Raw genomic sequence first — 14,706 nt, 5'->3', positions numbered from 1 at the left:
TAAGCATTGGGCTTAAAGCTCAAATTGTAACTATACCTGATGCTAATTTTAAAGCGAAATTATTGCAAGCGGATGTTACCAATGAAATAGCTAAAGATGCTAACGACAATAAAATCAAGATTGATATTAATGGTAATGGAGAAATTGAAGTTAGCGAAGCGCTATTGGTTTCCAAACTTTTTTACACTTCAGCTTCTTCTGGCGGACCTCCACCTTTTAAAAATCAGAATAGTGTACAATCGCAGCCTTTTACTGATTTAACAGGGATTTCGGCATTCGCCAATTTGACGTACCTGGACGTGTCGGTTAACCAATTGACCACATTGGACGCGAGCAATAACCTTATGTTGAATCATTTAATATGCAGTGCTAATTTGCTTACTTCGGTCAATGTTTCCGGCCTGACCAATTTAAAATCGTTGATATTGACCAATAATGATTTGACCAGTTTGGATACCAGTACCTTAACATCTTTAAATAATTTGGATTGCCGTGGTAACGCTATTCCGGATTTGAATCTTACGCTTAATACCCAATTAAAGTACCTCGATTGCAGTGACAACCTACTCACAGCATTAAACCTGTCCTCTTGCACACAATTGACTAATTTGCAATGTAGTTACAACCAGATTGGTACATTAACGGTAAATGCACCAGCTACCTTACTGCGATTCTATTGTTATCAAAATCAGATTACTTCTGCGATTGATTTGAATAATTACAGTGTTTTAGAGTATTTTGATTGTGACACTAATCAGATTACCTCTTTATCGTTTGGAAATAACAATCATCTTGTCCGAGTGTGGTGTGCCGATAACAATATCAGTACACTGGATTTTTCAGGCACGACCTTATACCGGTTATCTTGCGGTAACAATCCCAATTTAACCTATCTTAATGTTAAAAATGGAGTAGTCACCCCTGATTTGTATGTATCAGCATTCCCGGAACCCCCTTTTGTGGAAGATTGTTTTAAATTGCTCAACACTCCGGCATTGCAATACATTTGTTATGACGAAGGCGAATTCGGAACCACTTTGGTAACTAATGAAGGTCTGGAGAATGTAAGCCGTGGCACTTACTGTTCTTTCCAGCCCGGTGGCAGTTTCAATACTGTGAACGGTACAGTTACTTTGGATTGTGGAGGTGCTAACATTCCCTTCTTCAATCAAAAAATAAACATAACAGCCGGAACCCAATCGGGATATAGTTATACTAATACCAGTGGAAATTATTCTTTTTACACCGGAACCGGAGCGGTTACGGTTGCACCACAATTAGAAAATTCGACTTATTTTACGATATCGCCAGCCAATTACTCGTATAATTTTGCCACCACCGGCAATAGCGAAACCGCCAATTTTTGCCTGTCAGCCAACGGCACTCATCCAGATTTGGAAGTAACGATTCTGCCTATCAATCCGGCTCGTCCCGGCTTTCATGCTAAGTATAAAATAGTGTTTAAAAATAAAGGCAATCAGGTGCAGGATGGGACACTTTCGTTCACTTTTGACGATGCTGTGCTCGATTTTGTTTCCGCCACTCCCGTTATGAGTTCGTCAGCAGGCAATACACTTTATTGGGATTTTACCAATTTGCTGCCTTTTGAATCCAGAGAAATTATGCTTACGTTAAATCTTAATTCTCCGGTAGAAACTCCGCCAGTAAACATAGGTGATATATTGCAGTATACATTGGCGTTGAGTACTTCACAAACTGATGAGACTCCGGCGGATAATAGTTTGAATTACAATCAAACCGTAGTTGGTCCGTATGATCCGAATGATAAAACCGTTGTGGAAGGTGCGGAAATCGGTTCGTCACAAACTGGGGATTATTTGCACTATATCATTCGTTTTCAAAATATGGGAACGGCCGCCGCTGAGAACGTAGTAGTAAAAGATATGTTAGATGCTAATTTAGATTGGAGTACTTTGGAAATGGTGTCGAGCAGCCATCTGTTTAGGAGTACTTTAACTTCGGGAAATAAATTGGAAGTTTTTTACGAAGGAATTAATCTGCCTCCATCCTCTGCAGATGAAGCGGGAAGCCAAGGGTATATTGCTTTCAAAATAAAACCCAAAAATACCATTGCCATAAACGAAGTGATAACCAATACCGCAGGCATCTATTTCGATTTTAATTTTCCGGTGACAACCAATACGGTTACTACCACGGTTACAGCTTTGGGGACTCCAGTTTTTAATCAAGGTAAATTATTTGTGGTTTATCCAAATCCGGCAAGGAATCAAATAAACATTACGATTCCTAACGGCATGGTTGAGTCGGTAACGATTTGTAATACATTGGGACAAAACGTTATCAATGCCGAGAATGTGCAGACTATTGATGTCAGTTTGTTAACACAAGGCACTTATTTTATTACGGTTGAAACCGACAGGGGAAGAGCCACCGAAAAAATAATTAAATTATAAGAAATATGAAAAACTATTACTTACTGCTTGTTGCTTTTATAAGTTGTTTGACTACTCAGGCCCAAATTATCAACTTTCCGGATTCTAATTTTAAATATGCACTTTTAAATACGGGCCCGGCACCTATAATTGATACCAATTTCGACGGTGAAATAGAAGTAAGTGAAGCAGCTGTTGTTACTTTTTTAGCAATAAATAACAGCACATTCCCCGACATTACTTCGGTTGAAGGATTGCAGTATTTTATCAATCTTCAAGAATTGCATTGTGATTATAACACCATTACCGGGACTCTCGATGTAAGCATGATGCCTCATTTGCATACGCTTAATTGCTCTTATAATCAATTAACGACACTTACTCTTGGCGCACAATCTTTTGACACCCTTGACTGCTCTCACAATCAATTGACGCAAGTTAATGGATCACAAATTACTTCCATATATTACGCTTATTTTAATGATAATCTGTTAACCACTTTAGAGCTGCCTACTTATGGCTATGCAGATACTAACATTTCGAACAACCCGCTAGTTTCTTTTGCTTATCAAGGAACAATGAATCATTTCCTTTGCAACAATACTGCCATTACCTCATTAGACCTTTCGGGTGTTTCACAGTACTATAATCCATCGGTAATTATTAGCAATAATCCCAACCTGCAATACCTCAATTTTAAAAATGGGTTGGCAGAAGGTTGTATACTAATCCCTATTGGAAATGAAACGTGTAATTTTAGCATAACCAATAATCCGGCGTTGTTATTTGTTTGTACCGATGATTTTTATTCGGAACAAATGGTATTCCAACAAATGATTAACAATCCTAACGTGATGTTTTCTTCTTATTGTTCTTTTGCGCCAGGCGGAGCCTATAATACCATTGCCGGAAATGTAACCTTAGACTGTGGAAGCAGTAATATAGTATTGCCTTCTCAAAAAATAAAAATTGCAAACGGTACTGACAATGGATTTACTTATACCAATACTAATGGCAATTATACTATGTATACAGGATTGGGAACTCAAACGGTCACTCCGGATATAGATTATGCTCCTTATTTTACAGTAACACCATCCAACTATACTTTTAATTTTACAACCGGGAATACTACAGAAACCGCCAATTTCTGTTTAACCGCCAATGGTGTGCATCCGGATGTTGAAGTAAATGTATTTCCAATGAATGTGGCGCGGCCCGGTTTTGATGCTAAATACAAAATAGTTTATAAAAACAAGGGAAATCAAGTGGAATCGGGTTCCATTGCCTTGACTTTTGACGATGCTGTATTGGATTTTGTCACGGCAACACCGGCTACCGATTCACAAGCCACCAATACTTTGAATTGGAATTTTAGTAATTTAGCACCTTTCGAAAGCAGAAGTATCACGTTTACCCTCAATGTCAATTCTCCATCGGAAACACCTGCGGTCAATATTGGCGATATATTGAGTTATGAGGTTGCCATAGTAACAGCATTAACAGATGAAACACCGAATGATAACGAAGCAAGTTTTCCACAAGCGGTGATGGGTTCTTACGACCCAAATGACAAAACAGTAGTGGAAGGCTCACAACTTGATATTACAAAAATAGGCGAGTACCTTCACTATGTTGTTCGTTTTCAAAATACCGGAACTTATGCAGCGACGAATGTGGTAGTAAAAGATATGCTTGACAGTAAGCTGGATTGGAATACTCTGGAAATGGTTTCAAGCAGTCATCCGTACAGAAGTACTTTGACCCAAGGGAACAAATTAGAAGTGTTTTATGAGGATATTAATCTTCCTCCTTCAAGCCTAGATGAACCCAATAGTCATGGCTATATCTCCTTTATGGTAAAACCAAAAAGTTCCGTTGTGTTAAATAATGTGATAGCAAACACGGCTTATATTTATTTCGATTTTAATCTGCCAATAACAACCAATACAGTCACAACTACTGTAACGGCCTTGGGAACACCAACTTTTAGCCAGGGCAACTTATTTACTATTTATCCTAATCCGACGTCAAGTCAATTGAATATTAAGGTTTCTGACAATGCAGTTCTGAAATCAATATTGATTTGTAATACATTAGGACAAACCGTAATAACGGCTAATAGTATGGTCTTAGATATTAGTCCACTGTGCAAAGGCACTTATTTTATTACGGTTGAAACCGATAAAGGAAAGCAAACACAGAAGGTAATTAAACTATAGAGCATCAAATCGAAATTTTATAAGCTGCATGGCTATGGTGTTGAAAAAATAATAAATAACCTTCTCTTTTCGCATCAAATAATTAGCTAACTTACATGATATTCCGTTTGTAAAAAATAATGTTATGGGGTGGCAATATGCTTTAGTTTTTTTTGGAGCCTTTCTGTTTGATGTTGTGCCTTTTCCATTTCCACCGGCCTTTACCATTATGGTTTTTCTCCAAATTTATTTTCAGTTAAATATTTGGCTGGTTATTTTTATCGGAGTGGCAGGATCTATAGTAGGACGTTATGTACTAACGTTATACATTCCTTACATTGCCGGCAATCTTTTCAAACCCACAAAAAATGAAGATGTACAATACTTGGGTAAAATTTTAAAACAAAAGGGTTGGAAAAGTCAGATGGTTATCATTGCTTATTCCTTACTACCACTACCTACTACACCTTTATTTGTCGCTGCCGGAATGGCCAAAATCAAACCAGTATACATCATTCCCGCTTTCTTTTTGGGTAAATTTACCAGCGATGCTTTACTGGTACATTTAGGAAAATATGGTACTGAAAATACTGAAAAAATACTGCAAGGTGCACTATCATGGCAATCCTTTTCAAGTTTAGCATTAGGATTACTACTGTTATGTGCTTTATTGTTTATTGATTGGCGTTCATTAATTCAAAAAAAAGAGTTTAAATTAAACTTCAGAATTTGGAAATAGAAAAGCCGATTAGTTCAGATTTCAGATGTTGAAAGCATAATCAATTTTAACATTAACTATAATTTTTATCTATGAAAATAAAAATAGATAAGTCAAACTTTTGGTAAATTAGCTTATAACTTTTTAAACAACAAAACCATCATATCTCATGGAAAACAACAAAACTGATAATGAAAGCAAGTGTCCTTTTTCTAACGGGGCATTAAAACAAACTGCCGGAAATGGCACACGAAACAATGACTGGTGGCCCAATCAATTGAAACTAAATATTCTTCGTCAAAATTCTTCCCTGTCAAATCCTATGGGAGATAATTTTAATTATGCTAAGGAATTTAAAAGCCTTGATTTAGCTGCTCTAAAGAAAGATATTTTTGACCTAATGACTGATTCACAAGAATGGTGGCCAGCGGATTATGGTCATTATGGGCCGTTCTTTATTCGAATGGCATGGCATAGTGCAGGAACCTATCGCATTGCGGATGGTCGCGGTGGAGGAGGTTCAGGAACGCAACGATTTGCACCACTCAACAGTTGGCCGGATAATGTGAATCTTGATAAGGCTCGTTTACTATTATGGCCGATTAAGCAAAAATACGGTAGAAAAATCTCCTGGGCTGACCTAATGATTCTAGCTGGGAATTGTGCATTGGAATCTATGGGTTTCAAGACTTTTGGTTTTGGTGGCGGACGTGAGGATGTATGGGAGCCAGAGGAAGATATCTACTGGGGTTCTGAAGGCAAATGGTTAGAGGACAAACGTTATTCAGGTGATCGCGATTTAGAAAATCCGCTAGCTGCAGTTCAGATGGGGCTGATTTATGTGAATCCTGAAGGACCCAATGGGAATCCTGATCCGTTGGCTTCAGCTCGTGATATCAGAGAAACCTTTGGTCGTATGGCTATGAATGACGAAGAAACCGTGGCACTCATTGCCGGTGGTCACACTTTTGGTAAAACCCATGGTGCAGCCGATCCGGGTCAATATGTGGGTGTGGAACCTGCCGCCGCAAGTATAGAAGAGCAAGGTCTTGGTTGGAAAAACTCTTTTGGCAGTGGTCATGGAGAAGACACCATTAGTAGCGGATTGGAAGGAGCTTGGACAACGACACCCACAAAATGGAGCAACAACTACTTTGACAACTTATTCGGTTTTGAATGGGAATTGACTAAAAGCCCTGCTGGTGCTCAGCAATGGAAACCCAAAGGAGGCGCTGGAGCCGGAACAGTTCCTGATGCCCATAATCCCTCAAAAAGTCATGCGCCAACGATGCTTACGGCAGATTTGGCTTTAAGAGCAGATCCGGCTTATGAGAAAATTTCAAGACATTTCCATCAGAATCCCGATGCTTTTGCAGATGCTTTCGCTCGTGCTTGGTTCAAACTGACACACCGTGATATGGGACCTATTGCTCGTTATCTTGGTGCTGAAGTACCAAAAGAAGAGTTAATTTGGCAAGATCCGGTTCCGGCAGTTACACATAAACTTATTGATGCTAATGACATTGCTTCCCTGAAAATTAAAATTGCAGATTCAGGTTTGTCGGTTTCCCAATTGGTAGCTACCGCTTGGGCTTCAGCGGCTACCTTCCGTGGTTCTGATAAACGGGGAGGTGCCAATGGCGCTCGTGTTCGCTTAGCACCGCAAAAGAATTGGGAAGTTAATAATCCAACACAATTAGCAACAGTTTTATCGACACTTGAAAGTATTCAATCGGCTTTCAATAATGGTGACAAAAAAGTATCATTGGCTGACTTGATTGTTTTGGCCGGAGGAGTAGGTGTAGAGAAAGCAGCAAAAGCTGCTGGAAGCGCTATAACTGTTCCTTTCATACCAGGAAGAACCGATGCTTCACAAGAGCAAACTGACGTAGAATCATTCGCCGTGTTAGAACCTCAAGCCGATGGATTCCGCAATTATACCAAAACAAAATATACGGTATCCGCAGAAGAAATGTTGGTTGATAAAGCACAACTGATGACACTTACAGCGCCTGAATTAACAGCACTTGTTGGTGGTCTGCGTGTGTTGAATACGAACTTTGATGCATCCAGACATGGTGTGTTCACCAAGCGTCCTGAAACATTGAGCAATGATTTCTTTGTAAACCTATTGGATTTAAACACTACGTGGAAAGCTACCGAGGCTCAAGACGTTTTTGAAGGACGCGACCGTAAAACAGGGGCTTTAAAATGGACAGGGACAAGAGTAGATTTGATATTTGGTTCTAACTCTGAATTGAGAGCGCTTGCCGAAGTGTATGGTTGCGCCGATGGACAGGACAAATTTATAAACGATTTTGTGGCTGCATGGACTAAGGTGATGAATCTTGACCGCTTCGACTTGGTTTAAGGACTAAATCATAATCATAAAATAAAAAAGTGGTCTAGAAATAGGCCACTTTTTTTTTGTTTATACTTTATTCAGTTTACTGTTTTTATGGCTAAAGCCAAAATAAATAGTGAGCCCAATTAAAAGCCAACAGGTAAAGTAAATCCAGTTCCAAATGCTCAACTCAGCCATCATGTAAAGACAACAGATTAATCCGAGCAATGGAATTAAGGATAAGTTTTGTCTCCACGACCATACTCCAAAACACACTAAAGAGATTAAGAAAATCCACATCGGTATTTTGTGTTTGAATAAGTTGAATCCGCTTTCGTATTTCATAGATTGGTCAATAGGAAGGGAGTCAACTACTGCTTTATAGCTGGTTTCATTTTCATTTAACGAACTCAATAAAGCTTCTAAATCAGTGGTTTCGGTGTTTGGATTTTTTGCTGCTAAAAAGGCATATACTTCTTTGGCTTGCTCTTTATTCAAGGATGTTACAATATCGGCAGGTGCATTCACTTGCTTTTCATTCGTTAAAAAATCCATGGTAGATTGTTTATTCACTGTGAAAGCTATTCCAATACCAACAAGCATCAATACTGGAAATACATATTTGGAATTTACATAGGGTGTCTTGAATTTTCCTCTCGGAATATCCGGTTTATTTTGCAACACCAAAACTCCGGCACACACCAATACGAAAGCAAATAAGGTTCCAATACTACATAAATCCGTAACCATAGTTAAGTTCAAAAACAGCGCCGGTATTGCTACTACAAAACCGGTTACTATAGTCGCGTAGGAAGGCGTATGGTATTTGGGATGTACTTTTGAAAAACGTTTTGGTAACAAGCCATCGCGGCTCATGCTCATCCAGATTCTTGGTTGTCCCATTTGAAAAACTAAGAGTACGCTGGCCATAGCAACAACCGCACTCACAGCTATGATACCTGACATCCATTTTAGATTCAGTTTGTCAAATACAAAAGCAAGTGGATCACCCACATTCAAATCAGCATAATTGACCATTCCTGTTAATACTAAAGCTATGACAACGTACAGTATTGTACAAATGATAATCGCCCACATCATGCCTTTTGGTAAGTCGCGTTGCGGATCTTTACACTCTTCGGCAGTGGTAGAAATCGCATCAAAACCTATGTAAGCAAAGAATACAGCGGAAACTCCTTTTAGAATCCCACCAACGCCATTAGGAGCAAACGGATGCCAATTGGCCGTATCCACATAAAAAATCCCAACAGCAATAACCAACAGTATGATGCAAAGTTTGATAACGACCATCAAATTACTGGCATTTCGGGATTCTTTCATGCCGCGATAGACCAAATATGTGATTACAATAATGATGAGCAAGGCCGGTAAATCAGCTACCAAGTGGAAAGAGCCAATGGTTGGTGAAGTGGTCCAGGCGGTATAAGCGGCTTGCAATCCTTGGGATAAATTTTCAAAAGATTTTCCACCTTGCATTAGCGCTGTTGCGTCTTTAAATCCGTTGGAAGCTGTTAGATAATCCATTTGAACCCATTGTGGCAGATGGATGCCCCCACTTTCGAGCAAGCCGGTAAAGTAATCGCTCCAGGAAATGGCCACGGTAATGTTTCCGATGGCGTATTCCATAATCAGTGCCCAGCCAATAATCCATGCAATGATTTCGCCAAAAGCCACATATGAATACGTATAAGCACTTCCCGAAACTGGTACCATGGAGGCAAATTCGGCATAAGCGAAAGCAGCAAAACTACAGGCAATGGCTGTGAAAATAAACAAGAAGATGACGCCAGGACCGCCATCGGCACTAGCTTTTCCGATGGTGCTGAATATTCCGGCTCCGATAATGGCGGCTATTCCAAAGGCAGTTAAATCTCTGGCAGTTAAATGCTTTCCAAGTGCTTGGTGCCCATCGGCTTCATTCTTGGCCACTTGATTTAGAATATCCTGAACAGTCTTTTTTCGGAATAATTGGGAGAAATTCATAAGGCGCTTGGCTAATTATTGGTAGAAACAAATATATAAAACTTACTGAATAAACGTTTTTTCAAAATGCAAACATTATGAACGGGATAATCTGAAGCAATCGGTTAATAGGAAAATTTAATGGACAGATACTTTTTTTGAAGCAACTAACTAAGTACTTTTGCACCATCAAAAAAATAACATTTAAACCCTATACATTATGTCATTAGTAGGAAAAAAATTCCCAAACATCACAGTAGACGCTATCTCTTTTATGGGAGAAAATTTAAGAATTAATGTTTTAGAAGAAGCCAAAAACAACAAGAAAAAAGTAATCCTGTTTTGGTATCCAAAAGATTTCACTTTTGTTTGTCCAACTGAATTGCATGCGTTTCAAGCGGCTTTAGAAGAGTTTGAAAAAAGAAATACCATGGTTATTGGTGCTTCCTGTGATACTAATGAAGTGCATTTTGCCTGGTTAAACACACCAAAAAACCAAGGAGGGATAGAGGGTGTTAAATATCCACTTTTGGCTGATACTACCAGAAATTTATCAGCTGCTTTGGATATCTTGGATGCCGAATGGGTTTATGATGCCGAATTAAACGACGAAATTTTGGAAGGTTCAAACGTAACCTTCAGAGCGACATATTTGATTGACGAAACCGGAAAAATTTTCCACGAAAGTGTAAACGATATGCCTTTAGGAAGAAACGTAAACGAATACTTAAGACTAATCGATGCGTACACTCACGTACAAACGGTTGGTGAAGTTTGTCCGGCCAATTGGCAAAAGGGAGAAGAAGCGATGCACGCAGACCGAAAAAGCACTGCTGCCTATTTGAGTCAAAACTAATATGCAACTTTTAGCTAAAAAAAACGTCCCGATTTCGGGACGTTTTTTTTATGGAGTAAAAACCGTTTTGTAATTATTCCAATAGCGATAAATTAAAAATAAGTTCCCTAAAAATAGTGGTATGGCTATCATTAAATTTTCGGGCGACATATAGTAGTTAATCAGTAAAATGTTTAACGTTATCGGGAGGATAACAATATTGGCCAAGGTTACAAATTTTCCTGAAATATAAGATAAACCACAAAGTAATTCAACAGCTTTGGCTAAGGGCATCAAGTAAGTGGAAGCAATTAAACCGGTGTTAAAGGCTTTGAAATTCCCTGTAGCTTCGGTTTCCGGAGCCAATTTTAAGAAAAAACTAATAGAGGCAAACAAGAGCAACAGCCCAATTAAAATTCGAATAATGATAGTAGCGATTTTCATAATTGTTTAGTTTTTGATTAATGTATATCAAAGTTAAACAAAAAATACCAAAGGTTTGCACCAATGGTATTTATTTCAGTATCAAGGAGCTAACGGCTATTTTTTGACGAATTTTCTATAGCCCAAATAGCCTAATCCGGCAATCAGTATCAGTGCCCAAAGTTGCACCACAAAAGCAATAATTCCTTCCAGCATATACCAACCTGTTTTGAAACTGTCAAGAACTTGCAAGCCTATGTGTGGACGGTAAGCATTCGTGCTTTTTTCATTGGCCACCAATTCTTTTTTGATGGTTTCTCTTTGGTACAAATACAAAGTCACGGTGCTGAAATTAACTTGATCTTCGAGCGACAAATTGTTGACAATATTTTCGTCACTCTCAGTGGCTCTGTCTAACACATGATCTTCTGCCGTTGTAATGTCGTTTAGTTTTTTGCCTTTGGTATCAATGCCTTTTTCCAAGCGTTTCTGATGATTGTTTAGCCTTTTTTGCGCCAGTTTGTTAGACAACATCTGCAAAGCTACATCGTCGGCTTTTATCAAGCGGCTGTCAAGAAAATCAACTTCTTTGGCCATAGCCACCAAAACCGAATCCAATTGTGTATTGGGAACGCGCAGTGTGATGGTATTGTCAACGGTGTATTTGGTGGTTTCCAGCGTGCTGTCCTGACTTACCTGTGTTTCGTCATGCTCGTTAATGGTGCTTTTCAAATCGGTAAAAGTGACAAAGCCACCGTGTTTGCCCACAATGTTTTCAATGGCATAGGTCGATTTGACGACATTTTTGACTTTGAATTTTAAATCGGCGGTTCGGACAAACTTTCGAGTAGTTTCTTTCTTTTCTGCCACGGCAGCAGTAGAGGAGGTAGTTTCCACAGCAGTGCTGTCGGTAGCAGCTTCTATACTTGCATCGGCTTCTTTTGAAGTTTCTGCTTGTTTACACGCAACGGCAAGTCCGAAAAGGAGCAATGCCAAACCCAGTTTTGATAGGTGTTTCATTTTTCATTCATTTTAAATGGTTATTAATAGAGTACAATTTGATGGGTTGTTAAAAATCCGGTTAGGGTAGTTTTCTATCAATAAGCTGTTAAATGAATTACTTGTTAAACGTTATTTTAATTCTTACTAAAAAGCGTGCCAAAATTTTCGCCTTTATCCTTTCGCAGCGAGAATTATTTTTGTCGTAATTTTGAGCTGCCTAAAATTCATCTCCTTGAGAACCTTTCTTTCGAAAAAAATAGCCAATTCTGAAACCTTTAAAAGCCAATTATTGCTTTGGTCACAACAGTTTCGCGAAGTTGTTTTTCTGGATTCCAATGACTATGATCAAAATTATTCCGGCTTTGATTTTGTGTTGGCTGTCGATGCTTTTACTTCGATAAAAACCGATTACCATAATGCTTTCGAAGATTTGAAACAATACCAGCAGCAAACCAAAGATTGGCTGTTTGGCTATCTTTCTTATGATTTGAAAAACGATACAGAGCAATTACAATCCAACAACTTTGACGGGTTGCAGTTTCCGGATTTGTTTTTCTTTCAGCCGAAGAAGTTGTTTTTAGTAAAAGGCAACGAGGTAGAAATTCAATATTTAAGGTTGTGTGATGATGAAATTGAAAGTGATTTGGAAGCTATAAATCAATGTGTTCCGTTTGCGGAGCAGCACTTAGCGGTTGAGGTTCAACAGCGCATTTCCAAAGAAAACTATCTTGTCAAAGTTGGCGAAATGCTCGAACACATTCATCGAGGCGATATTTATGAAGCAAATTTTTGCATGGAATTTTTTGCCGAAAAAGCTGCGATTGAGCCATTAGCAATTTACCAAAAACTGAATGGGATTTCGCGGCCACCGTTTGCTACGTTCTTTAAAAATAAGGAGCACTATTTGCTTTCCGCTTCGCCGGAACGCTATTTGCGAAAGGAAGGAAACAAAGTCATTTCCCAGCCGATTAAAGGTACTTCCAAGCGTTTTCCGGATGTTATTTCAGATGAAAAATCAAAAACAGCTTTGGCTGAAAACCCAAAAGAACGCTCCGAAAATATCATGATAGTCGATTTGGTTCGCAATGATTTGTCGCACACCGCTGTCAAAGGTTCGGTTGCTGTAGAAGAATTGTGTGCAATTTATTCGTTTGATCAGGTGCACCAAATGATTTCCACAGTAGTTTCCGAAGTAGAAAACACTACTTCTCCGGTAGAAATCCTAAGAACCACTTTCCCCATGGGAAGCATGACCGGAGCGCCCAAAATCTCCGCCATGAAAATCATAGAAACTCTCGAAGAAACCAAACGAGGCTTGTACAGTGGTGCCGTTGGTTATTTTACGCCAACCGGTGATTTCGATTTTAATGTTGTGATTCGAAGTATTTTGTACAATGCCCAAAATCACTATTTGTCTTTTTCTGTGGGTAGTGCTATCACTTCGCTATCGGTTCCGGAGCAGGAGTATGAAGAATGTCTGTTGAAAGCCAAAGCCATGTTCGAGGTTTTGAGTTAAATTAACTACTTTTGACTATGTTTCTCCAATTCCAAAATCATATCCAGACCAAACTTCCTTTTCTGAAAGGAACCAGACTGTTGCTTGCCGTGAGTGGTGGGATTGACAGCATGGTTTTGGTACAGTTGTGCCATCAGTTGCAATTGGATTTTGCTGTGGCGCATTGCAATTTCCAGTTGAGAAATGAGGAAAGTGAGGCTGATGAAAACTTCGTCAAAACTGCCTGCGAGAAACTCCAAATACCAGTATTTGTTCAAAAATTTGACACCAAACAATTTGCTGAACAGCAAAAATTATCCATTCAGGTTGTGGCTCGAAACCTTCGCTATGACTGGTTTTATTCGCTTTTGGCACTGCATAAATACGACTACATTCTGACAGCGCATCATCTGGATGACAGTCTGGAAACGTTTTTAATCAATTTCACCCGCGGCACAGGATTGGACGGATTGACAGGAATTCCGGAACAGAATGATAAAATTGTGCGCCCGTTATTGCCGTTTTCCAGAACCAAAATTGAAACTTTTGCCAAAGACAACTCTATTTCCTGGAGAGAAGACAGCAGCAATGCTTCGGATAAATATTTGCGAAACAAACTCCGCCACGATATCATTCCGTTACTCAAGGAACTCAACCCCAGTTTGCTGACTTCCTTTGAAAACACAGTTAGCAATCTGAAACAATCGCAATCGTTAGCCAATGATGCCTCAAAAAACATATATCAAAAAGTAGTTTCCGAAGATGAAAATCATACGGTTATTGATTTAGGAAAGCTCATGAAATTCGAAAATCATAAAGCCTATCTTTTTTATTGGCTGCAGCCTTTTGGTTTTATGGATTGGACGGCCATTTATGATTTGATCCAGGCGCAATCGGGCAAGCAGGTGTTTTCGGCGACGCATATTTTACTGAAAAACCGGGATAGCTTTCTCTTATTTCCAAAACAACAACCGATAAATGATGAAGTTTTTTGGATTCAGAACGGACAGAAAGACGTTAAATTTCCCTTAAAAATGTCGTTTTGCAACGTAGATGACATTTCGCATACAGCAACTAATACTATCTTTGTGGATGAAGACAAGCTGCAGTTTCCGTTAGAAATCAGAAAGTGGCAGGAAGGCGATTATTTTTATCCTTTCGGGATGGACGGGAAAAAGAAGCTGAGTAAATTTTTTAAAGACGAAAAATTTTCTTTGTTAGATAAATCAAATGCTTGGCTTTTATGTTCTGATAATCAAATCGTTTGGATAATCGGAAAAAGACAGGACAA

Annotated in this window: 10 protein-coding genes; 7 read left to right on the top strand and 3 right to left on the bottom strand. The window is 39.0% G+C overall.

Annotated elements, in window-relative coordinates:
- The 4 genes from V7D82_RS12035 to katG form a co-directional block, all read left to right on the top strand.
- Window positions 1–2,435: T9SS type A sorting domain-containing protein (locus tag V7D82_RS12035; RefSeq protein WP_333601227.1), on the top strand; the 2,435-nt coding region annotated here is incomplete at its 5' end.
- A 5-nt stretch (window positions 2,436–2,440) separates the two neighbouring features.
- On the top strand, window positions 2,441–4,636 hold the full coding sequence (locus V7D82_RS12030) for a DUF7619 domain-containing protein (RefSeq protein WP_333601226.1): 2,196 nt from the start codon (window positions 2,441–2,443) through the stop codon (window positions 4,634–4,636).
- A 124-nt stretch (window positions 4,637–4,760) separates the two neighbouring features.
- The gene (locus tag V7D82_RS12025) at window positions 4,761–5,354 is read left to right on the top strand and encodes a hypothetical protein (protein WP_333601225.1); all 594 of its coding nucleotides are present in this window, start codon (window positions 4,761–4,763) and stop codon (window positions 5,352–5,354) included.
- Between the two features lie 148 nt (window positions 5,355–5,502).
- Window positions 5,503–7,704, top strand: a complete 2,202-nt coding sequence (gene katG / locus V7D82_RS12020; protein ID WP_333601224.1) for a catalase/peroxidase HPI — start codon at window positions 5,503–5,505, stop codon at window positions 7,702–7,704.
- 60 nt (window positions 7,705–7,764) lie between these two features.
- Here the strand turns inward: katG and V7D82_RS12015 are convergent, their stop codons facing one another.
- Window positions 7,765–9,681, bottom strand: coding sequence for an amino acid permease (locus tag V7D82_RS12015; protein WP_333601223.1), 1,917 nt, complete (start codon window positions 9,679–9,681; stop codon window positions 7,765–7,767).
- A gap of 199 nt (window positions 9,682–9,880) precedes the next feature.
- On the opposite strand from V7D82_RS12015, the gene V7D82_RS12010 reads away from it, so the two are divergent.
- The gene (locus V7D82_RS12010) at window positions 9,881–10,516 is read left to right on the top strand and encodes a peroxiredoxin (RefSeq protein ID WP_333601222.1); all 636 of its coding nucleotides are present in this window, start codon (window positions 9,881–9,883) and stop codon (window positions 10,514–10,516) included.
- Between the two features lie 48 nt (window positions 10,517–10,564).
- Here the strand turns inward: V7D82_RS12010 and V7D82_RS12005 are convergent, their stop codons facing one another.
- Window positions 10,565–10,939 carry a DoxX family protein gene (locus V7D82_RS12005; protein ID WP_333601221.1) on the bottom strand — a complete coding sequence of 125 codons (375 nt, stop codon included), beginning with the start codon at window positions 10,937–10,939 and terminating at the stop codon, window positions 10,565–10,567.
- Window positions 10,940–11,035: 96 nt separating this feature from the next.
- Window positions 11,036–11,938 (bottom strand): DUF4349 domain-containing protein, encoded by a 903-nt coding sequence (locus V7D82_RS12000; protein ID WP_333601220.1) that lies wholly within the window; start codon window positions 11,936–11,938, stop codon window positions 11,036–11,038.
- 214 nt (window positions 11,939–12,152) lie between these two features.
- Here V7D82_RS12000 and V7D82_RS11995 point away from each other — a divergent pair, with 214 nt between their 5' ends.
- Together V7D82_RS11995 and tilS are read left to right on the top strand one after the other, a co-directional pair.
- The gene (locus tag V7D82_RS11995; RefSeq protein WP_333601219.1) at window positions 12,153–13,436 is read left to right on the top strand and encodes an anthranilate synthase component I family protein; all 1,284 of its coding nucleotides are present in this window, start codon (window positions 12,153–12,155) and stop codon (window positions 13,434–13,436) included.
- A 17-nt stretch (window positions 13,437–13,453) separates the two neighbouring features.
- A partial coding sequence (tilS, locus tag V7D82_RS11990) for a tRNA lysidine(34) synthetase TilS (protein ID WP_333601218.1) occupies window positions 13,454–14,706 on the top strand: 1,253 nt, incomplete at its 3' end.

Source organism: Flavobacterium sp., assembly GCF_036741995.1.
GTDB lineage: Bacteria > Bacteroidota > Bacteroidia > Flavobacteriales > Flavobacteriaceae > Flavobacterium.
The sequence above is the reverse complement of the archived record's forward strand: the minus strand, read 5'-3'. Positions and strand labels throughout refer to the sequence as shown.